Origin of the sequence: Neptuniibacter marinus (genome assembly GCF_965223595.1) — a bacterium.
Classification (GTDB): domain Bacteria; phylum Pseudomonadota; class Gammaproteobacteria; order Pseudomonadales; family Balneatricaceae; genus Neptuniibacter; species Neptuniibacter marinus.
Window position 1 is genome coordinate 266,632 of sequence record NZ_OZ245004.1, and the last position, 21,392, is coordinate 288,023.

The window sequence follows — 21,392 nt, forward strand, 5'->3', positions numbered from 1 at the left end:
CTAGTGTCTCCCTAAAACTAGCAAATGCCTTTCACCTTCTGTTTCTGGTACTTGTAAGCGGTGACAGGTTTTTAATTCAAAACCATCAGGTAATGCTGATAGTTCGTCTTCAGGATACAGTCCTTTCATTGCAAGAAAAACACCCTCTTTCTTACAAAGCTGATGAGTCCAGTTGATCATATCTTCGATTGATGCAAAAGCCCTAGATATAACCTGATCGAAAGGCTCAAACTGACAATTTTCAACACGATCATTAATAATCGTCAAATTTTCAAGCGCTAACTCAGTTTTAACCTGCTGCTGAAAGCGTGTTTTTTTGCCATTACTATCCAAAGTAGTCACTGATAACTCCGGATAACATATAGCAAGAGGTATGCCGGGAAGTCCAGGGCCACTACCTACATCGATAATTCGTTTACCTTGGATATAGGGCACTATACTTAAGCTATCCAATAAGTGCCGGTTAACCATATCCAACGGCTTTCTGACCGCTGTTAAGTTATACGCTTTATTCCACTTTATAAGTAGGTGTAAATAATTAATCAATAGGTCTATTTGCTGCTCACTAATATCTAAATCTAAGGTTTTAATGCCCTTTTTAAGGGCAGATTCTAAATCACCTTGTGCGTACTGATTCATTAACTAGCAACCTGATCTGATTTACCCGTTGTTTGCTTTTTGCTCAATTGATGCTTTTTCAAATAAACCAATAACAACGATATAGCTGCAGGGGTCATCCCTTGAATTCGAGAAGCTTGTGAAATGGTTTCAGGACGAACATCTTTTAATTTAGCTTTAAGTTCATTGGATAATCCACCGACCTGATCATAATCAAAACCTTCAGGTAATAATGTATTTTCCTGGCGACGCATCTGCTCGATCTCATCTTTCTGACGATCAATATAGCCAGCGTATTTATTATGAATTTCAACCTGTTCAGATACTTGGTTATTGTTTACACCTTCACCTTTCAAATTAGCAATATCTGCATAGCTAAGTTCTGGACGCTTTAGCAGATCTGAAAGGTTATATTCTCGCGATAATGGCGACTTAAGCTTAGGCGCTAATTGATCAGCTTCAGCTGATCCTGGTTGAACCCAAGTCTCTTTTAAGCGTTGTTGCTCACGTTCAATTGATTCACGTTTTTCACAAAAGGCCTGCCAACGTTCATCACCAACTAAACCAAGCTCTCTACCTTTTTCAGTTAAACGAAGATCTGCATTATCTTCTCTTAAAATGAGACGGTACTCAGCACGGCTGGTAAACATTCGATAAGGTTCAGAAGTACCTAAAGTGATCAGATCATCTACTAATACACCAATATAAGCTTCATCCCTACGGGGATACCATTGATCTTTATCTAGAGCTCTTAGCGCTGCGTTTGCTCCAGCTAATAGCCCTTGTGCTCCGGCTTCTTCATAACCTGTTGTGCCATTGATTTGGCCAGCAAAGTACAAACCATCCATATATTTGGTTTCAAGGGTATGCTTTAAATCCTGAGGATTGAAAAAATCATATTCAATAGCATAACCCGGACGAACGATATGAGCATTTTCAAAGCCACGAATCGATTGAACAGCGGCTAACTGAATATCAAATGGTAAGCTCGTTGAAATACCATTCGGATAAAGCTCATTAGTTGTTAAACCTTCAGGTTCAACAAAAACTTGATGCTGATCTTTATCAGCAAAACGCATTATTTTATCTTCAATTGATGGGCAGTAGCGCGGTCCGACACCTTCGATCACACCGGTGTACATAGGTGATCGATTTAAACCGTTACGTAAAATTTCATGGGTTCGCTCATTGGTATAAGTGATATAGCAACTAATTTGCTCTGGATGATCACTTAATTTACCCATATAAGACATAACCGGTGTAGGTGTATCACCTGGCTGTTCTTGCATAACCGAGAAATCTACACTTCGCGCATCAATTCTTGGAGGTGTCCCTGTTTTTAAACGATCCACTCGAAAAGGTAATTCACGTAAACGTTGAGCTAAAGCGATGGAAGGAGGATCCCCTGCCCGTCCACCTGAATGATTTTCTAAACCTATATGAATCACACCGCCAAGGAAAGTCCCAGCAGTAAGCACTACAGATTTAGCTTTAAAACGTATACCTGTTTGAGTAACAACCCCTCTTACCGATTCACCTTCAATAATTAAATCATCAGCAGACTGCTGAAAAATATCTAAATTCGGTTGGTTTTCAAGTATTTGTCTTACTGCCGCTTTGTAAAGTACACGATCAGCTTGGGCTCTTGTTGCTCGAACAGCGGGTCCTTTACGTGAATTCAATGTTCTAAATTGAATACCACCTTTGTCTGTAGCACAGGCCATAGCTCCATCTAACGCATCAATCTCCTTAACCAAATGACTTTTGCCAATACCCCCAATCGCAGGGTTACAGGACATTTGACCTAAGGTTTCAATGTTATGGGTTAACAGTAATGTTTTTGCACCAGTACGTGCTGATGCTAATGCAGCTTCAGTTCCTGCATGGCCACCACCAATAACAATGACATCAAAGTGGGTTGGAAAATCCACTGTTGTATTACCTCTAAAAAAGAATGCTGTTAGATCTGATTAAGACTTTTTAAGCACTTGTGTTGTAAACGGGTTTTGAAATGGACGCTGATTATACCTGCACTTCTCCCTATTAGGAATGAACGTTTTTTATACAACTCATAGAGAGCTCTTTTTTATATAAAGAATTATATTATTTAAAGATTATATATATGTTTTCTTATTTTAATGATTACTATTAAGTAGGCACTTTTCTGGTGATAACTTTATATTTTCTTTATATTTCAAAGTATTACAGAAATGATAAAAGGTATCTAAAGATGGATACATTGTCTGTAAAGGCTTAGTGTAAGTTGTGGATATATAGGCTGCTTACCCACAGGGGTAATTATCCACATCTTTATCCCTATGTTACTTAACTATCCTCATACAGTTTGTGCACAGCTTCTGTATATAAAAATTTAAAAAAACTTATCAACACCACTGTATATTTAGTGGCCAAGCAATTATTAATTATAAACTATTGATATATATAAATAAATTATACTTATTAGCAGAGTGATACACTTAATTAGATGTGATGTTTATAAATTTGATGTCTATTTTTTTGTGGATAATATGGTAATAACTTTTTATTTACCTGTTAAGAATAAGATAATAAGTTTTTTTACTCTAAATCTGCAAAAAATAAGTTTTTACTTAAATATTGGCTTTAATTCTTCTCTAATGTGGAGCGATCTGGGTTTTGTTCATGCTTTCATCGCTTAAGTTGGCTTTTGGTACAGAAACAGCAACTAAATATGTCCAAAGTAAAATATAGAGTTTGCAAAGAGGGATTGGTTATCATTTTGAATACAATTAAATATGATAAACAACCTGCTAGAGAGAGTGTTAGTTGTTGCCAACCTGCTGCTGACTTATTATGTGCAAATTATCGATATGAATCAGTAGATAGCAATGGTTGCTGATCTGTTGAGCGGTTAGATTTATTTTGAAGCGAGTAATGCGTAATTTCTAGTTCCGAATTGGAAAATTGCGACGGTAATGTGCATACAGATATAGAGCAATTAGAATCCGTTGTTGCTAATTTTAAAACATATAAAAAATCACTTAATTATTTTATTAAATAACGTTAGTTAGCTACTAAAAAGGCCGCTATTAGCGGCCTTTTTTATTGAATTGGTTATTTGTTAAACTATTTTTCATACATATCTATAGGTTATATAGTGTAAGTAATTAATCACTTCCCGATACAGAAAGAGCTAAATATTCGACCTAGTAAATCATCAGATGAAAAGGCGCCGGTAATTTCGTTTAAAGTGTGTTGAGCTTGACGGAGATCTTCAGCAAGCAGCTCCCCTGCTCCATTGACTTCTAACTGTGTTTGTCCAATACGTAGTAATGCATGGGCCCGTTCTAGTGCATCAAGATGGCGTCGTCTTGCCATAAAACCGCCTTCCGTCGTTGCACTAAAGCCCATGCACTGTTTTAAGTGCTCACGCAGTAGATCTACACCGATTTGAGATTTAGCGGATAAGGTGATGGTTGTATGATCTTGTGCTTCGATAATACCGATTGTTTCACCGCTAAGATCAGCTTTATTTCTGATGACGGTAATTTTGCTTGAATCCGGTAATTGGTGAACAAATTCAGGCCATATTTTTTCTGGATTATCTGTTTCTGTTGATTGGCTATCAACCATCAATAATACAAGATCGGCCTTTTTTATCTCCTGCCATGCGCGGTCGATACCTATACGTTCAACTTCATCAGGTGCATCGCGTAGGCCTGCTGTATCAATAATATGAAGTGGCATACCATCAATATGAATATGCTCCCTTAGTACATCTCGAGTTGTCCCCGCGATATCTGTGACTATAGCGGTTTCCCGTCCGGCTAAGGCATTAAGTAGGCTAGATTTACCCGCATTCGGTCTACCGGCAATCACTACGTTCATTCCCTCACGTAGTAAACTCCCCTGTTTTGCCTCGACTTGAACGTCGGCAATTTTCTCTAGGATGGTATTAAGGTCTTTGAGCACTTTGCCATCGGCCAGAAAGTCGATCTCCTCTTCGGGGAAATCAATAGCGGCTTCTACATAGATGCGCAACTGGATTAAAGCTTCTACCAAATCATGTATTCGGTTTGAAAATTCACCTTGTAGGGAGCGGATAGCGCAGCGAGCGGCTTGTTCAGATGAGCTATCTATCAGGTCAGCTATCGCCTCTGCCTGAGCAAGATCTAACTTATCGTTTAGGAAAGCTCGTTCTGAAAATTCACCTGGTTTAGCTAAACGCGCACCCAATTCTATCGCACGTCTTAAGATTAAATCGACTATCACTGGGCCGCCGTGACCTTGTAGCTCTAATATATCTTCACCGGTAAATGAATTAGGACCTGGAAAATAGAGGGCGATCCCCTGGTCTATCTCTAACCCGTTGTCATCAAAAAAAGGGCCATAATAGGCATATCGGGGCTTAAGTTCTGTTTTAAGAACCTGTGTCGCAATCTCTTTGGCCAAAGGGCCTGAAATTCGGACGATACCAACACCACCACGACCGGGAGGGGTAGCTTGAGCGGTAATCGTATCTTTGGCGGTAAGTGTCATAGTGTCTCTCTACAGATTATTTCTAATCAATCCTAAGTGTGCGCAGTCTATCACTTTAAGATAGAACGATCAGGCACAAAAAAGCCGCTAATTGTTAGCGGCTTTTTATGAGCGGATTTATCTAAGTAATATCTACTTATCGGTTCCCGCTTCAATCTGTTTATTGATCACATATTGCTGAGCTATAGACAGTATGTTGTTCACCACCCAGTAAAGGGTTAGACCTGCTGGGAACCAAAGGAAGAAGAAGGTGAACATAATGGGTAGCATCTTCATGATCTTCGCCTGCATTGGATCTGGAGGTGTTGGGTTCAACATCTGCTGGATAAACATACTTGCACCCATAATAATCGGTAGGATGAAGTATGGATCTTTAACCGATAGATCCGCTAGGTATAGGAACTCTGCATGTCTAAGGTCAACGGATTCCATCAATACCCAGTATAGCGCAATGAAGATCGGCATCTGAGCAACAATAGGTAAACAACCACCTAAAGGATTGATCTTTTCCTTTTGGTAAAGCTTCATCATCTCGGAAGACATCTTCTGGCGATCATCACCATAAAGTTCTTTAAGACGAGTCATCTCAGGGCCAAATTTACGCATTTTAGCCATAGACTTGAAGGCTTTTGCGTTTAGTTGGAATAAAGCAGCTTTCACAATAATAGTGATACCGATGATCGCAAGACCCCAGTTACCAACTATACCGTGGATCCATTTTAGCAACATATATAGAGGAGAAGCGATCCACCAAAGCACACCGTAATCTACCGTTAGCTTAAGGTTTTCATCGGCCATTTCCATAATGTCCTGATCTTTAGGACCTGCGTAGAAGTTAGCACTTACTGTTTTGCTATCGCCTGCAGTTACAGTAAAATCAGGAGATAGGAAACCTGCAATATAATTACCGTTCAACTTACGAGTTTGGTAGTTATATTCGGCACCTTTCTCTGGAATCCAAGCACTTAAGAAATAGTGCTGGGACATAGCTACCCAGCCATCTAGGCTTTTCTCTTTAAACTGCTTTTCGTCGATATCATCAAAGTCATATTTAGTGTAGTTGTTCTCTTGTGTAGAGAAAACCGGACCTAAATAAGATTGCATACCCATATCAGTTGTTGATGTAGGGTCTGCACTATTATCACGTTTAATCTGACCAAACAGGTTAGCTGACCAGCTTTCTTCAGACTGGTTGTTAACGATGAATTCAAGGCCGATTTCGTAAGAACCTTTATTAAAGGTATAACGCTTAGTGATCTGAACAGCATTCTCAGTAACGTAAGTTAAATCAACAGAGAGAGAATCTTGATCGTCTAAGATAAATTCACTCTGAGATATAGCGTAAGTTGGGCGACCATTTGCACTGGCATCTGGACCATTTTTACCAACTAGACCACTCTGAGAAACGTAAGTACGTTCTGCTGTTTGCTCAAGTAATACGAATGGAAGCTCAGAACCTAGTACCGCTTTATATTCAGGTAAAGATACCTGAATAATATCGCCGCCTTTAGTATCTATAGTTACATTCAATACGTCAGTTTTCACCTCAACTAGAGATGCTTTCTGAGCTTGAGCTGCTGTTGCTGGTAGATCACCAGCTTGAGCTGTTGCCTCTACTGCCGCCGGCAGATCAGACACTGCGGGTTGTGTTTCATAAGCAGAAACAGAGGTTGTTACTTGCTCAGCTTGAGGTTGCTGACCGTAATCTTGGTTCCATTGTAGCACCAGCATGTAGCTGATCAGGCAAAGTGCTCCAATAAGAATAATGCGCTGTACATCCATGGGTTAGGGACCAAATCAGGTTTTCTTTAACTTTCTCGATTTATTATTTAATCGGGACCAGCATTTCTTCATCAGCTTGTGGACGTCTTGATTTTCCATCTCTCCTAGGCCCTTTCGAGCAAGGATAATGATGTCCACAGCAGGCAAATTATGTTGATTCAGACGAAATGATTCGCGAATGATACGCCGAACACGGTTACGTTTCACCGCTAGACGAACATTTTTTTTAGAAATAACGAAACCAATTCGAGCTTGGTCAAGATTATTGGGGCGAGAAAGTATGAGGAGAGGCTGGTCTGGTACCTTCAACTGTACGTCGTCAAACACACTTTGAAAGTCCCGGCCGGTCAACAAACGTAACCGGCGTGGGTAACTGAATTCGGTCATTCAAATAAACCAGACCTTTTTGTCAGCCATTAAGCTGACAGGCGTTTACGGCCTTTAGCACGGCGGCGGTTAATAACCGCACGTCCAGCTTTAGTAGCCATACGTGAACGAAATCCGTGAGTGCGTTTACGTTTTAGTACGCTTGGTTGAAATGTTCTTTTCATCGGTCAATCCTGCCAACGCATTTGATGAATGAAATACGCAGCCAAATTGACTACGCGAAAAAATAGAGGCGGAATTCTAGTGAATTTGTCGGGAGGGTTCAATCTATTTTTACTAATAATCACTGTTTTTTAACAAACAGAGCCATTTATTGCCATTTTAAGGCTTTATCTGAGCTAGAGATAGGAGCAAAATCTTTAAATAGAGGTTTTTGAAATTTTTAATACTCGCTAACTTTAGCTATCGGTCTTTAAATTTTACTGTTGGCTTTTAAATTTATATGTAAGCGATAAACACTATATTCGGCCCTTTTAAAGACGGTAAATTTAGTATTTGATTGTTTTTGTTACTAACTCTGTTAGTTGTGTGGATAACTCCTGCGAGCGCTTGAAAAATATACCCCTTGTTTACTGTATAACTTTGGGGATTAAAAGTGGGTTAGTTGTGATTATAAGCATGAATTTCTTTTAATAAACAATCACCAACGTCCCTATTTATAGGGCTTTTGAGAAATGGAAAAAATATAAAAAGAATTACAAAAAAGGCCCCTGCTTTGTGGATAAGTGAAGCAGAAGTAGTTAGAATCCTTCTATACTTTGGTGTATCTCTATACATATGCAGTACATCTGCTTGCCAGAGTAAAATACTAATAATCATAATTACAGGATAGAGAAGGGCCTCTCCCTTATGTCGACGGAACTATGGGCGCGTTGTTTACATAGCCTTCAGGATGAGTTTCCGACTCAGCAATACAATACATGGATTCGACCTTTAAAAGTCGCGCCTGAAAGTGCTGATCGGTTAGTTCTGGTAGCCCCCAACCGTTTTGTACGTGATTGGGTGAATGACAAGTTCCTTTCGCGCATCCGCCAAGTGGTGTGTGATGTTAGCGGTGATATATCCACAGAAGTTGCACTAGACGTTGCTAACAATCGCGGCGTTGCTGCTCCTCGGCCACGGACTGCTGCTATAGCTGCACGTCGCCCTGCTCCACCTGCACGCCCTGCTGAAACAATTTTTAATCCAGAACAACATAACAGTTTTGAAGCTGCTACTACCTCTCCTCCTGCTGAATCTCCTAGAGAAAATATATTTCAGCCGGGTCTGGAGCCTGAGCCATCTCAGATTCAAATGCCGATGCATATGCCAACGCCTCCACCACAACAACAGCCGATGGCTGAGCGTATGGTTAATGTTGAAGGCGGACTTAAGCATCCACAATCTAAATTAAACCAGTCTTTTACCTTTGAAAGTTTTGTTCAAGGTAAATCTAACCAGCTAGCTTTAGCCGCTGCACGACAGGTCGGCGATAATCCTGGTGTTTCTTATAACCCACTCTTTATTTACGGTGGTGTTGGTTTAGGTAAAACCCACTTGATGCATGCGGTGGGTAACGAGATGTTGAAGCGCAACCCAAATGCGAAGATCGTTTATCTTCACTCTGAACGTTTTGTTGCAGACATGGTTAAAGCCCTACAGCTCAACGCGATCAATGATTTTAAGCGTTACTATCGATCTGTTGACGCGTTATTGATTGATGATATTCAGTTCTTTGCCGGTAAAGAGCGTTCACAGGAAGAGTTTTTCCACACATTTAATGCCCTGTTAGAGGGTGGTCAACAGATGATTCTGACCAGTGACCGCTATCCAAAAGAGATTAACGGTGTTGAAGAGCGTCTTAAATCCCGATTTGGTTGGGGTTTAACCGTTGCCATTGAACCACCCGAATTAGAAACGCGCGTTGCTATATTAATGAAGAAAGCTGACGAAGCCCGTGTCCGCTTACCGGATGATGCCGCTTTCTTCCTTGCTCAAAAAATCAGGTCCAATGTCCGTGAATTAGAGGGTGCTTTAAAGCGTGTAATTGCCAATGCTCATTTCACAGGTAGTGCAATAACAACACCTTTTATTAAAGAATCTCTAAAAGACCTACTGGCATTGCAGGATAAACAGGTTAGTATTGATAATATTCAACGAGTTGTAGCTGATTATTATAAAATTAAGGTTTCTGATCTGTTGTCGAAAAGACGCAGCCGTTCTGTTGCTAGACCACGCCAAGTAGCGATGAGTCTATCAAAAGAGCTGACTAACCATAGTTTGCCAGAAATTGGTGACGCTTTTGGTGGTCGTGATCACACTACTGTGCTCCACGCTTGTCGTAAGATAAAGGAGTTGCGCGAGAGTGATGCGGATATCAGAGAAGATTATAAGAATTTACTGCGCCATCTAACGGCGTAAATATACCGGTCTTAATCCGGCCATATATAAAGGTAGGTGGGTAAACGATGAAATTTGTCATCTCACGTGAAGCGCTGATTAAGCCTCTGCAACTAGTTGCAGGAGTGGTTGAGCGCCGACAGACATTGCCAGTGCTATCCAATATTTTGTTGGTGGCTGAAGGAGATCAGCTGTCCATGACCGGTACAGACCTAGAGGTCGAACTGGTTGGACGTGTGACACTGGACGAGCCTGCTGAAGCAGGTTCAGTGACAGTGCCAGCACGTAAGCTGATGGATATCTGTAAATCCTTGCCTGATTCTGCAAGAATCGAGCTGACGCTTACCGGTCAGAAAATGGTGATTAAAGCGGGTCGTAGTCGCTTTAGTCTATCAACTCTGCCTGCAGCAGAATTTCCAAACGTTGAAGATAGTCCAGAAACCCTAGAGCTATCTATGGTGCAGCAGCAGTTGCGTAACCTGATCGATAAGACGGGTTTCTCAATGGCTCAACAGGATGTGCGATACTACCTTAACGGTATGTTGTTAGAGATCGCCGATGGTCAGCTTCGCGCCGTATCTACAGATGGACACCGTTTAGCAACCAGTGTGACCAATGTTGAAGCGCAAGAAGGTCTTCAGCATCAGATCATTGTGCCGCGTAAAGGTATTCTTGAGCTTGCCCGTCTACTGCAAAGTGGTGAGGATGAGTTACGTTTAGTCATTGGTGCCAGTCATATTCGTGCCCATGTGGGTGACTTTACCTTCACATCTAAACTTGTTGATGGCAAATTCCCGGATTATGAGCGCGTTATCCCGAAAAATGGCGACAAGATTCTGTTAAGTGATCGTATGGAACTACGTCAAGTTCTAAGCCGTATCGCGATTCTTTCCAATGAGAAGTATCGTGGTGTGCGTCTTGCCCTTTCTCCCGGTTATCTACAGGTTATGGCTAATAACCCAGAGCAGGAAGAAGCGGAAGAAACATTGGCGGTTGATTATGATGGCGATAGTTTAGAGGTTGGCTTTAACGTTAACTATCTACTGGATTGCTTATCTATTCTTAACTCTGACGTTGTGCGTTTAACTTTATCGGATTCTAACTCCAGTGCGCTGGTTGAAGGGTTTGATGAGGAAGGAAACCTATACGTTGTTATGCCAATGCGTATGTAATTAACAGTATATCTTGTGATAAGTACTGAATTACATAGTGATATTTTTATCCTTGGGAGCTGTGACCAGCTCCCATACTATACTCCCTCCTGATGTCCATTTCTAAGCTCCAGATTAAATCTGTGCGTAATATCAGCTCAATTAATCTTGAGCCATCCCCTGCTATCAACATCATTTGTGGTGAAAACGGTAGCGGTAAAACCAGTATTCTCGAATCGGTCAATATTTTGGGTCTTACCCGCTCCTTCCGCACTAATAAAGCCCACCATGTAGTGCAAAATGATCAGCGCGCTTCTGTTGTGTTTGGTTCTATCGATCCGATGATGCAAGGTTTAAAACAATCCCTTGGTGTTGAGCGCCCGAGTGAAGGTGAAGCAAGAATTCGTTTTGAAGGCTCAGATATCGGTCTTTCTACCCTTGCAGAGCTCATTCCACTGCAAGTTATTAACTCCGATACATTCCTATTATTAGAAGGATCGCCTGCTATTCGGCGACAGTTTTTAGACTGGGGCGTTTTTCATGCGGATAAAGCCTTTATTCAGCTCTGGAGAGGCTTCAGAAGAGTATTAAAACAGCGGAACACACTGCTTAAATGTGGTAAGATTGACAATCAGTTACGTCAGGTTTGGGATAGTGAATTTATCGCCTTTTCAGACCAGCTAACTCGCTTGAGAAAAGAGTACCTCAGCTTGCTAAAACCGGAGTTTGATTCGGTAGTTTCACAGCTACTTGAGGGTATCAAAATCGAGTTGGGTTTTAGCTATGGTTGGGATAAAAAACGACAGTTAGATGAAGTGTTAGCAAGCAACTTTGAACGCGACCTTCGTCAAGGCTTTACCGGCAGCGGGCCTCAACGTGCCGATCTGCGTTTAAAAGTAGATGGCCATAATGCGGCTGAGCGTCTATCCCGAGGCCAAAAAAAATTAGTGGTCAGTGCCCTTAAGTTAGCTCAAGGCGCACTGTTTCAGCGGATGAACAGCCGCCCCTGTATCTATCTGATCGATGATCTACCTTCAGAGTTAGATCAGGTACATGGAGAACTGTTCTGTAAAGTGTTAGAGCAAAGCTCTAACCAGTGTTTTATAACTTGTGTCGATGACAGCGCCCTAAAGGCCTACTGGAGTCCACAAACGGAAATAGCCACTTTTCGTATAGCAGAAGGTAGCCTTTGCTAACTCACTGTACGGAAGCGTTAGGAGACTTGAATGAGCGGCGAAAATAATCAAGATTATGATTCCTCAAGTATCAAGGTATTAAAAGGCCTAGATGCAGTAAGGAAACGCCCAGGCATGTATATTGGTGATACAGACGACGGTACAGGTCTGCACCACATGGTATTTGAGGTTGTTGATAACTCGATCGATGAAGCCTTAGCGGGTCATTGTGATGAGATCAAAGTCGTCATCCACCCTGACGAAAGTGTTACGGTTTCCGATAACGGTCGTGGTATCCCAACCGATATTCATGAAGAGGAAGGGATCTCAGCTGCCGAAGTTATTATGACGGTACTCCATGCCGGCGGTAAGTTTGATGATAACTCCTATAAAGTATCCGGTGGTTTGCATGGTGTAGGTGTCTCTGTTGTAAACGCCCTCTCCTCCAAATTAAAAATGACCATCCGTCGTAACGGCAAAGTGCATGAACAAGTGTACTCACATGGTGAACCACAGTCGCCTTTAACGGTTGTTGGAGAAACTGATACCAGCGGGACTATGGTACGTTTTTGGCCTTCAGAAGATACCTTTACTAATCACATTACGTTTAAGTTTGAAGTGTTGGCCAAACGGCTACGAGAGTTATCATTCTTGAATTCAGGCGTGCGTATTGTTCTTAAAGATGAGCGTTCAGCCACTGAAGAAGTGTTTGAATATGAAGGTGGTTTAAGCTCATTTGTTGATTACCTAAACACTAATAAAACCACCGTCAACAAAGTGTTCCACTTTACCGCTGATCACGAAAGCGGCGTCGCAGTTGAAGTAGCGATGCAGTGGAATGACTCTTACCAAGAAAGTATTCACTGTTTTACTAACAACATTCCACAGCGCGATGGTGGTACCCACCTTTCAGGTTTCCGTGCCGCGCTGACTCGCTCTTTAAATACTTATATTGAAAGCGAAGGCCTTAACAAAGGCGGTAAAGTTAGCACAACAGGTGATGATAGCCGTGAAGGTCTAACCGCGATTATTTCAGTTAAAGTGCCTGATCCTAAGTTCTCATCACAAACCAAAGATAAGTTAGTGTCATCTGAAGTTAAATCTGCGGTTGAGCAAACCATGGGTGAACTGTTAGCTGATTACCTTCGTGAAAACCCACAGGAAGCTAAAGCGGTCGTATCTAAAATGATCGACGCAGCCCGTGCCCGTGAAGCTGCGCGTAAAGCCCGAGAGATGACTCGACGTAAAGGCGCACTAGATATCGCTGGCTTACCCGGTAAGCTTGCTGACTGCCAGGAAAAAGATCCTGCACTGTCCGAAATCTACCTAGTGGAGGGTGATTCTGCGGGTGGATCGGCAAAACAAGGCCGTTCACGTAAAACGCAGGCGATTCTACCGCTTAAAGGTAAAATCCTTAACGTAGAAAAAGCACGTTTCGACAAGATGCTAAGTTCAGCAGAAGTTGGCACCCTAATCACGGCGCTAGGCTGTGGTATTGGGCGCGAAGAGTACAACCCAGACAAACTACGTTATCACCACATCATTATCATGACCGATGCCGACGTAGATGGATCCCATATCCGTACCCTACTTCTGACCTTCTTCTTCCGTCAGATGCCGGAACTAATTGAACGTGGTTACATCTACATCGCTCAGCCACCGCTATACAAAATCAAAAAAGGTAAGCAAGAGCAGTACCTTAAAGATGATGAAGCGTTGGATTCCTACTTACTACAAGGCGCATTAGACGGTACAACACTACACGTTAACGCAAATGCACCAGGTATCGGCGGCCAAGAGCTAGAGACGCTTATATACGAATACCGTGCAGTTATTCGCACAATAAACCGTATGTCTCGTGTTTATCCTTTTGCGTTGCTTAAATCGTTGCTTAATGTAGCAGCACCTTTCCCACGTGAAACAATGACAGACCAATCAGCGGTTGCTGAATGGTGTGACGTGTTTGATGACGCATTGGCGGGCTTCTCCGATAAAGCAGTCAGCTACCAATGTGTCGTGGTAGAAGACAAAGAACACAGCAACTTTGTTCCTAAAGTTATGATGCTGCAACACGGCGTCTCCCATGATTACATTCTTAATGAAGAGTTCTTCGCCTCCCGTGAATACAGCTCCATTATTAAAATGGCCGGTACACTGGCTGGCTTACTTGAAGACGGCGCTTACCTACAACGGGGCGAACGCACCCGTGAGATCACCGACTTTGAAGAAGGCCTAAACTGGCTACTGGATCTATCCCGCCGTGGCCACTACATCCAGCGCTACAAAGGTCTAGGTGAGATGAACCCAGAACAACTTTGGGAAACCACCATGGACCCAGAGTCACGCCGTATGCTGCAAGTAACGATCGAAGATGCGATTACCGCCGATCAGCTATTCACCACCCTAATGGGTGACGAAGTTGAACCGCGTCGTAACTTTATCGAAGCCAACGCACTACAAGTTGCTAACTTGGATGTGTAGTTTGTAAGCATTTACTTACTCTAAAAAGCCCTGACAGCAATGTTGGGGCTTTTTTTTATCAGTCGCTAACGTAAAGATATAAACGCGCTCTGTTCTAAAAATATGCGCTCACTTAGTAAGATAGGAGCTCAGTCCCTGAGCGAATGACTGAGCAAATATCTGACCAAGCCTCGGGCAGAGATTTTTCCTCTGCTAAGTTAATGCTAAGCGCCGGTGCGCGTTTATAGAAAGAAGGTGTTCGCGAAGAAAGAAACATGGGTTGTTCTACAAAAAAAGACCTAATTCCATTGTTTGGTAAAAGTAAAAGTAAAAGTAAAAGTAAAAGTAAAAGTAAAAGTTGATTAGAGGGATCATAACTCTGATCCATTTTCACGTTTAACCGTTTTCCATGGCTAAAGCGACCTTCTTGCAAGTCGTTATGGGGAGGTAAAGCTTGCGTGTATTTTCGCAGCTAACTTCGATAAAGCCATATTGTTTATAAAAACCAACAGCATCTTCTTTTGCATCAACAAAGAGCCCTATTACTGCGGCAGGGTTCTCAGGTTGAGCAGCCAATGCTGTTTTTCTAATACATTCAAGTAGTAGCTGTTCACCGAAGCGATGCTTCTTGAAGCTTTTATCTATAGCCATACGAGCTAACGTCAGGGCTGGTGCGGGGTAAGGATAGTTTGCGAGCCGAGGAAAACCATCTGGCACAGATACAGTTGCATAGGCCAGTGTATAAAAACCGATGATTTTCTTGGGCTGTTCAGAATCAACGAGCACAAACGTTTTAGTCAATGAACGTTGATCTGAACTGCTTGCATACTTTGCTAGATAGTCGTTTAAAACATCAACACCGCAATCAAAACCTTTACGGTCGTGTTGCTTCTTATCAAGTTGAACTGTCTCCAGCATACTTAAATCCACCTTCTTCGTTAAACGTTTTGGCAGCAGTCAAAAGTTTGTTATTGATCGGCGGCGGATTGTCTAGAGCGGCAAAAACAGCTTCTGCCCCTTGCATTGAGAGGCGAATGCTTTGCTCGCTTTCATAAACCGATCGGGCCTTGGTTGTTACGGCCTCTACGATAAATTGAGATAGCGTTGAACCCGATAGATCCGCAGCATTTTTTACAAATTCCTGAACATCCTGCGGAACACGTGCAACGAGCCTTGCGTCCTTTGGTGCTACAACGGTCATTGTTCTCTCCAAATTTTTAGTCTTAGTTTTTCGCCATAGATAGCGAATGCGGTCACTCACTAAGGTTAATCATACAGATCAATACTGTGTGCTATTATGGCATACAATCCTAAATTGTCAATAATGTGTGCTAAACAGGCATACAAAGATAGAAAGAAACAACGTGGTCAAAACCCCGTAGATACTCTGTTAATGCTCAAGCTTTTTTTCACTGAAATTGAATAATTTATCAGAATCAAAAGCTTCGCATTGACGGTAAACAGTCCATAATCCCGTTACGTACTTACGCATGATAGCTACAATTGCCTGCATCTTTGTTTTTCCCCGAGAAACTAGCTGCTCTCTAAATTCATGAACATTATCATCGTAACGAGACGCTGACAGTGCAGGCATATAGAGTGCCGATCTTAAGTATGCGTTCCCTGCTTTACTTATTCGTGCAGCACCTCGAACACTGGTTCCCGATTGATGAGTTCTTATATCCAGGCCGCAGTAACGGGTAACCTGCTTAGCTTTCATGTTTTTTGGCAGTACAACAAATTCTGCAAGAATGGCGATAGCGCTGCTTTGACCGACCCCTTTGGCCGCAATCATGCATTCAAAGACAAGAGCCAATTTCTCATCTTTTTGAATGATGTTGAGCGCCGCTATAGATAGGCGGTCAATGCGGCTCTCATAAAAAGAAACACTCTCTTCCAAGTCTTCAATCAGAATAGCGGGACTGTTTTTGGACTGAAGCGCATGCAGTCGATTCTTCGCTTTTACCTTATCTTTTGTTATACGGTTAATCTGGCGTCCAATATCTTTGAGCGCCATATACTCTGATTTTGGTGGGGCCCAAGGTTCTGGTTTCATAACCGCCGCATATTCTGCTAACAAGGCCGCATCAGCTGCGTCGGTTTTGGTTTGTGATAATTTCAACTCAGCAAAGCGCTTGCTACTCAGCGGATTAATCACAGCAACAGTGATACCTGCACTTACAAGATGGACAGCTAAATCTAAGTGATAGATTCCTGTTGCTTCCATCACAACAAGTATTACCTTGTTTTTCTTTAAAATTTTAGCAGCGCGCTCGAAGTCATCAGGGTGTTGCTTGAAAGCTTGTGCTTTACCAATAGAGTTTCCACTTTTAATGACTAGATCGAATGATCTTGCACTGATATCAATACCGGAAAACGTACTCACAAGCTGACTCCATAACGTTGAATTGCTAGAATGGCTTCTGGTTCCCCAACCTCGCACTTTATACTGGCTCAACCTTGTGATGCGAAGTCTAGTACTAGCTTCATGATACTCTTCGAACTAGTAAAGAGGTGGGGAGCCCCTCTACATACAAAGTCAGAATTAACCTGCTTCAAGGAGCGGGCGGCTTCCCCAGAAACGATTACCAATGATAAATAATCGTTGAGGTTAAACATACAAGGAGCTCAGCCCCTGAGCGAATGCTGAGCAAGCCTCGCTCAAGATTTTTCCTTTGCTATTGTTGTTTAGGCAGGCAGTCTATTTTCACATAGGCTCTTTTCCTATGGATTTACAGCCTTAGCAGTCCAAAATGATAATTGTATTGCCTGCCCGCTTAGGTTAAAAATAGTGATCAATCAGACAGGTGGATGTCTGGCATGGGTCGATATACTGAGCTGCTTTTAGCTGGTTCAATGTCTATCAATTGTTAATACACATGCTCGTTTTGTCATGGAAGAGTACGATTCAATTCTTTAGTTTCTCCTTCCTTTTCAAATCACACCATCTGTTTTTAACGAATAACGCTGTGGGTAGATATACGGACCCCCGTGTATACAAATGTTAACCCTCTAGGAGAGATTGTGGCATTACTCGCGGGATTAGATTTTCATTTTGATCTGGACTTTAACGAGATTCCCCTTCAGGAAGCGGAGGTCTATCTTGAGGAGTTAACATCAAAGTATGCGAACCTTATTTATGGTCAACAAACAAAGATTTATGTTCGACTTGAAGAAGGAAGTCTCAAGGTCACTTTAGCTGTTGTTGGCGTTTTGTATATTGGTATCGGCCAATATGGTTCCTTCCGTTCTGGTATCGATTATATGATCAAAGATGCCAAATCATTGAATAGCTTGGTTACTAGTGAAATAGTTAAAAACGGAATGAATGAGGCAGACATAATTGAGAGTAAGAAAATGCACTGTGATCCTGACAGGATACGTCGTGTATTGCTTGCAATTGATCGACTTGAGTCGAAACAAGAATTATCAAAATCTGAACTAGATAAAGAATTATCTAAGATAAGAACATCAGTACGAAACATATGTAGTTCATTGAGTGAAGAGGATGCTGGATTTTTTGCCACATCAATTAAAGAAGATTACTGGCCACAGGATAGAGAAATTCCCTATTTTGTAGAACGTTATAAGTTAGTGGCTAGAGAAGAAGATATTGTACATTACCCAGTAGCAAGTATTTATATACCAAGGGTTAACAAGGCATTGCAGCGGACAAGTCGCTGAATACGGCGTTATATTTTATTATGAAAAAACTACTCGCTATCCTAATTCCCCTCTTCGCTGTTGTTGTATTGATTGCGCAAGTTGATGACGACCTAAGTGAGGAATCGATTAGGCTGATTGATCGCCTTGATAGCGAGGGGGCGAGTGAGTCCTTTCCTTATCTCTATGGGATCTTTGCCAGTGAAGCGGACGACCCGCTCAAGGTCGGTAGTCAGCTTTTAGAAGAGTATCGAAAATTAGATATCGACGCGTCTTATGCTGTTGCAGACTATCCCGATGCCGAAAAAATACCCTTACCAACGGGAGATGCGTTTTGTAACGCTTCGGAGCGTGGCTGTCTGGCGTCCCTTTTTTCATTACCATTTAATATTGAAAATCTATTAAGCGAGCACCGTTTACTGGTTGCTCGATCAAATAAATTCATTGAGTTTGATGAGTACACAACCCTTTCGAAGCCGACAATTCATGAGCTATTCCCGCCTTACCAATACATTGCTGCAGCCGAACGTATAAAGGTACTTGAAGCCATATCGGTTTATAACGGTGGGAACGAGACGGAGGCGATTGATGCGTTATCGCTTCAATTTTCCCAACTAAGACGAGCAATGGCGTTGCAGGATAACTTGATTGGGAAACTGGTGTTTCTCATGAAACTCTCAGAAATTATCGATGTTATGAGCATCATTCTGACTAATGATGAAGCTTTTATTAAACGGATTCCTGCTTTAAGTCCATCGGAAAAGAGTTTCTCCATGATCGCATCGAGAGAGTTCGGCATGTCTTACTACACGTTCAAAAGTTTAGATAAACATCCCGAGTTTTTTGAAAGTGGAAGTAACTTTCCAGGATGGATAACCCGAATGTTCTACAAGCCGAATATGACCATTAATTCGGTAGCGCCCACATACTTAAATCTAGAGCGGTTAGCTCTATTATCGCCGGCTGATTTTGCAAAACAAATCGACCTAAGTCATAGCAACTCCCCTTCTACGTCAAAACTAAGAAATTATGTAGGCAGTATTTTGATTGCGGTTTCGTCTCCTCAATATGCTGAGTATGTTGCTAGTTTCCAAGACTTCGAGGCGAAGTTAGCGCTGTTTAACCAAGTGCATCACTTTAAGCTTACGCTTGATCGTATGGAAAACCCTTACTATGGAAACGAAACGCCGAGTGAGGCTGAAGGGAGTTTGTGTTTTAGCGGACCGTTAGACGACGAAAAGTTTTTACGCTGTCTTAGAGTCAACATATAACAAACGCCTCAATTGGGCCGCTCGCAGGTTCGCATTTATAGTCCCATTTCTCGCGGTTATTTTGCAATCAAAGCTCTTATGTTAGAATCCTTCTTATGTTTAATCGTTCCTTCCTTTCGCCTAATCACAGGTTGGCTGCTATCGCTCTATCATTGATAGTGGTGCTTTTTTGTCGTGGGCTTTTGGTTGTAGAACAGAGAGCGCATTCAGTCGTTCAAAGTATTCCTCCTGCTATGCAGCTGATTGAACACGGGCACTACCATGAACCCGTGTTAGATCACTTCCATTCTGAAGACGCTAAAATATCTGACGCCAGCCATCTTTTACTTCATGCAATGGGTGTGATCGAAAACCAAATAGCTGTGCAGTTTTTTATACCCGCTCCAACGTCTGTTAGATCATCAAAAATTTCGTACTCTCCAAACATGCCATTAGAGCCCCCGCTCTCAAATCTGTTTCGCCCTCCAATAACCTAGTCCACTCCATTCTTCTTAATTGTGAATTTGTGCGTTGTATGGCGCAGAATTCGCGGTGTTCGTGATCTTATAACGGAGATTACAGAGTGTATCTGAAATCATCATATTTTCGATGGGGCTTCGCCCTGTCTGCACAACGTATATGCCTGTGCGTGTTTGTACTCATACTGTTAATGGTGGGCGTCGTGCCCATGGCGTTCCCTCATGGTGTTGCAGAAGGCGATGCTCTTTTTATCGAGCAGGCAAGTGGCACACAGTTAATACCCTATATCTACCTTGGCGCAAAGCATATGGTGACGGGGTATGACCACTTACTGTTTCTAGTGGGAGTGATTTTCTTCCTCTACCGTATGAAAGACGTAAGTATTTATGTGACTTTATTTGCGATGGGACACAGCATGACCTTGCTCTATGGTGTGCTGAGTGGAACCCATGTTAACCCCTATATCATTGACGCCATCATAGGGCTGTCCGTTGCTTATAAGGCGCTGGATAACCTTGATGCATTCCGGACGTGGTTTGGTTTTCAGCCGAATACTAAAGCTGCTGTTTTGATCTTTGGTTTCTTTCATGGGTTCGGCCTTGCTACCAAGCTTCAAGATTTTACGCTCTCTGAAGACGGCTTAGTTGAGAATATCTTAGCGTTTAATGTTGGTGTAGAGCTTGGCCAATTACTCGCGCTTAGCGCGATTCTGATCGTGATGAGCTTTTGGCGTCGAACCCAATCATTCTCTCGACAGGCTTTTGCCGCCAACGTCATTTTGATGTTGGCTGGTTTTACCTTAATGGGCTACCAGCTAACGGGTTACCTGAGTATTTCTTGAGGACATCAGTATGCAAAAAATATCCAATGTAAATAATGAAGGGCTTCCTTCGAGTAAAAGCCTTATTAAAGCTACCGCGTTTGCAGTTGTGGCAGCGATCACACTGCTTTTTACGGCCATATTACCTGCTGAATACGGTATTGATCCTACAGGTATAGGCGAGCGTATTGGCTTGACAGTACTAAATACTGCGAGTGCAATTGAAGAAGATGAGGTTGCTGTTACTCCTGATACTGGGAGTTTAAGTACAGGCTTAAACCCTGTCTGGAAAAGTGATATGCAATACCGTGCGGATAGCTTAACGGTAACCTTACAGCCAAATCAGGGCTCAGAACTTAAATCTAAAATGAAAGCGGGTGAGAACTTTTCTTTCAACTGGGAGGTTGAAGGTGGGGTTGTGAACTTCGATATGCACGGTGAAAAAATCAATGATGGGGATCGGTTTACCAGTTATTGGTTGGGTCGTAATGCATCTAGTTCTAAGGGGTCCTTCAGCGCCCCTTTTGATGGCACTCATGGCTGGTATTGGAAAAACAAGGGTACCGAACCCGTCACAATACACCTAACCGTAAGTGGGTTTTATGATGCGTTATACATGCCTTAATAACACTATGCAGATTGTAATAATGGGGGTCAGTATAAATGAGTCAGGGTATCTCTATCCGATGGACTGCTTTGGCTGACTACC

Annotated in this window: 18 protein-coding genes; 9 read left to right on the forward strand and 9 right to left on the reverse strand. The window is 42.2% G+C overall.

From position 1 onward, the window contains the following. From rsmG to rpmH, 6 genes are all read right to left on the reverse strand, one after another. Positions 1 to 639 (reverse strand): 16S rRNA (guanine(527)-N(7))-methyltransferase RsmG, encoded by a 639-nt coding sequence (gene rsmG / locus ACOQOE_RS01225; protein WP_420554708.1) that lies wholly within the window; start codon positions 637 to 639, stop codon positions 1 to 3. Further along, positions 639 to 2,549 (reverse strand): tRNA uridine-5-carboxymethylaminomethyl(34) synthesis enzyme MnmG, encoded by a 1,911-nt coding sequence (gene mnmG, locus ACOQOE_RS01230; protein ID WP_420554709.1) that lies wholly within the window; start codon positions 2,547 to 2,549, stop codon positions 639 to 641. The genes rsmG and mnmG overlap by 1 nt, the downstream gene beginning before the upstream one ends. A gap of 1,219 nt (positions 2,550 to 3,768) precedes the next feature. After that, positions 3,769 to 5,136, reverse strand: coding sequence for a tRNA uridine-5-carboxymethylaminomethyl(34) synthesis GTPase MnmE (mnmE, locus tag ACOQOE_RS01235; protein WP_067867907.1), 1,368 nt, complete (start codon positions 5,134 to 5,136; stop codon positions 3,769 to 3,771). Between the two features lie 132 nt (positions 5,137 to 5,268). Beyond that, on the reverse strand, positions 5,269 to 6,918 hold the full coding sequence (gene yidC / locus ACOQOE_RS01240; RefSeq protein WP_067867904.1) for a membrane protein insertase YidC: 1,650 nt from the start codon (positions 6,916 to 6,918) through the stop codon (positions 5,269 to 5,271). 15 nt (positions 6,919 to 6,933) lie between these two features. Then, entirely contained in the window at positions 6,934 to 7,245 is a 312-nt protein-coding gene (rnpA, locus tag ACOQOE_RS01245; protein WP_231867983.1) for a ribonuclease P protein component, read from the reverse strand. An 89-nt stretch (positions 7,246 to 7,334) separates the two neighbouring features. Then, positions 7,335 to 7,469 carry a 50S ribosomal protein L34 gene (gene rpmH / locus ACOQOE_RS01250; protein WP_067867899.1) on the reverse strand — a complete coding sequence of 45 codons (135 nt, stop codon included), beginning with the start codon at positions 7,467 to 7,469 and terminating at the stop codon, positions 7,335 to 7,337. A gap of 685 nt (positions 7,470 to 8,154) precedes the next feature. Between rpmH and dnaA the strand changes: the two genes are divergently transcribed. The 4 genes from dnaA (at position 8,155) to gyrB (ending at position 14,491) form a co-directional block, all read left to right on the forward strand. Further along, positions 8,155 to 9,705, forward strand: a complete 1,551-nt coding sequence (dnaA, locus tag ACOQOE_RS01255) for a chromosomal replication initiator protein DnaA (RefSeq protein WP_067867893.1) — start codon at positions 8,155 to 8,157, stop codon at positions 9,703 to 9,705. Positions 9,706 to 9,752: 47 nt separating this feature from the next. Continuing rightward, on the forward strand, positions 9,753 to 10,856 hold the full coding sequence (dnaN, locus tag ACOQOE_RS01260; RefSeq protein ID WP_067867890.1) for a DNA polymerase III subunit beta: 1,104 nt from the start codon (positions 9,753 to 9,755) through the stop codon (positions 10,854 to 10,856). Positions 10,857 to 10,978: 122 nt separating this feature from the next. Beyond that, a complete protein-coding gene (gene recF, locus ACOQOE_RS01265; RefSeq protein WP_420554710.1) occupies positions 10,979 to 12,031 on the forward strand; it encodes a DNA replication/repair protein RecF in 1,053 nt (350 codons plus the stop codon). A gap of 30 nt (positions 12,032 to 12,061) precedes the next feature. Beyond that, positions 12,062 to 14,491 (forward strand): DNA topoisomerase (ATP-hydrolyzing) subunit B, encoded by a 2,430-nt coding sequence (gene gyrB, locus ACOQOE_RS01270; protein WP_420554711.1) that lies wholly within the window; start codon positions 12,062 to 12,064, stop codon positions 14,489 to 14,491. Positions 14,492 to 14,866: 375 nt separating this feature from the next. Here the strand turns inward: gyrB and ACOQOE_RS01275 are convergent, their stop codons facing one another. The 3 genes from ACOQOE_RS01275 to ACOQOE_RS01285 form a co-directional block, all read right to left on the reverse strand. Next, a complete protein-coding gene (locus ACOQOE_RS01275; protein WP_342854866.1) occupies positions 14,867 to 15,388 on the reverse strand; it encodes a GNAT family N-acetyltransferase in 522 nt (173 codons plus the stop codon). Beyond that, on the reverse strand, positions 15,366 to 15,671 hold the full coding sequence (locus ACOQOE_RS01280) for a DUF1778 domain-containing protein (RefSeq protein ID WP_067867856.1): 306 nt from the start codon (positions 15,669 to 15,671) through the stop codon (positions 15,366 to 15,368). Before ACOQOE_RS01280 ends, ACOQOE_RS01275 begins: the two co-directional genes overlap by 23 nt. A gap of 189 nt (positions 15,672 to 15,860) precedes the next feature. Next, entirely contained in the window at positions 15,861 to 16,856 is a 996-nt protein-coding gene (locus ACOQOE_RS01285; RefSeq protein WP_420553827.1) for an IS110 family transposase, read from the reverse strand. A 638-nt stretch (positions 16,857 to 17,494) separates the two neighbouring features. Between ACOQOE_RS01285 and ACOQOE_RS01290 the strand changes: the two genes are divergently transcribed. The 5 genes from ACOQOE_RS01290 to ACOQOE_RS01310 all read left to right on the forward strand — a co-directional run bounded on the left by ACOQOE_RS01290 (position 17,495) and on the right by ACOQOE_RS01310 (position 21,308). Beyond that, positions 17,495 to 18,154 carry a hypothetical protein gene (locus ACOQOE_RS01290; protein WP_420554712.1) on the forward strand — a complete coding sequence of 220 codons (660 nt, stop codon included), beginning with the start codon at positions 17,495 to 17,497 and terminating at the stop codon, positions 18,152 to 18,154. A 20-nt stretch (positions 18,155 to 18,174) separates the two neighbouring features. Then, positions 18,175 to 19,404, forward strand: coding sequence for a hypothetical protein (locus ACOQOE_RS01295; protein WP_420554713.1), 1,230 nt, complete (start codon positions 18,175 to 18,177; stop codon positions 19,402 to 19,404). 95 nt (positions 19,405 to 19,499) lie between these two features. After that, on the forward strand, positions 19,500 to 19,880 hold the full coding sequence (locus ACOQOE_RS01300; RefSeq protein ID WP_420554714.1) for a hypothetical protein: 381 nt from the start codon (positions 19,500 to 19,502) through the stop codon (positions 19,878 to 19,880). Between the two features lie 173 nt (positions 19,881 to 20,053). After that, positions 20,054 to 20,704: a HupE/UreJ family protein gene (locus tag ACOQOE_RS01305; RefSeq protein WP_420555456.1), complete on the forward strand. Its 651-nt coding sequence runs from the start codon at positions 20,054 to 20,056 to the stop codon at positions 20,702 to 20,704. Positions 20,705 to 20,714: 10 nt separating this feature from the next. Further along, positions 20,715 to 21,308, forward strand: a complete 594-nt coding sequence (locus tag ACOQOE_RS01310; protein ID WP_420554715.1) for a hypothetical protein — start codon at positions 20,715 to 20,717, stop codon at positions 21,306 to 21,308. Positions 21,309 to 21,392: the final 84 nt, after the last annotated feature.

Coding starts and splice junctions, on each gene's coding strand:
- dnaN (WP_067867890.1), top strand. CDS start 9,753: ATGAAATTTGTCATCTCACGTGAAGCGCTGATTAAGCCTCTGCAACTA.
- ACOQOE_RS01310 (WP_420554715.1), top strand. CDS start 20,715: ATGCAAAAAATATCCAATGTAAATAATGAAGGGCTTCCTTCGAGTAAA.
- yidC (WP_067867904.1), bottom strand. CDS start 6,918: ATGGATGTACAGCGCATTATTCTTATTGGAGCACTTTGCCTGATCAGC.
- rpmH (WP_067867899.1), bottom strand. CDS start 7,469: ATGAAAAGAACATTTCAACCAAGCGTACTAAAACGTAAACGCACTCAC.
- ACOQOE_RS01280 (WP_067867856.1), bottom strand. CDS start 15,671: ATGACCGTTGTAGCACCAAAGGACGCAAGGCTCGTTGCACGTGTTCCG.
- ACOQOE_RS01275 (WP_342854866.1), bottom strand. CDS start 15,388: ATGCTGGAGACAGTTCAACTTGATAAGAAGCAACACGACCGTAAAGGT.
- gyrB (WP_420554711.1), top strand. CDS start 12,062: ATGAGCGGCGAAAATAATCAAGATTATGATTCCTCAAGTATCAAGGTA.
- rsmG (WP_420554708.1), bottom strand. CDS start 639: ATGAATCAGTACGCACAAGGTGATTTAGAATCTGCCCTTAAAAAGGGC.
- dnaA (WP_067867893.1), top strand. CDS start 8,155: ATGTCGACGGAACTATGGGCGCGTTGTTTACATAGCCTTCAGGATGAG.
- ACOQOE_RS01295 (WP_420554713.1), top strand. CDS start 18,175: ATGAAAAAACTACTCGCTATCCTAATTCCCCTCTTCGCTGTTGTTGTA.
- ACOQOE_RS01305 (WP_420555456.1), top strand. CDS start 20,054: ATGGTGGGCGTCGTGCCCATGGCGTTCCCTCATGGTGTTGCAGAAGGC.
- ACOQOE_RS01300 (WP_420554714.1), top strand. CDS start 19,500: ATGTTTAATCGTTCCTTCCTTTCGCCTAATCACAGGTTGGCTGCTATC.
- mnmE (WP_067867907.1), bottom strand. CDS start 5,136: ATGACACTTACCGCCAAAGATACGATTACCGCTCAAGCTACCCCTCCC.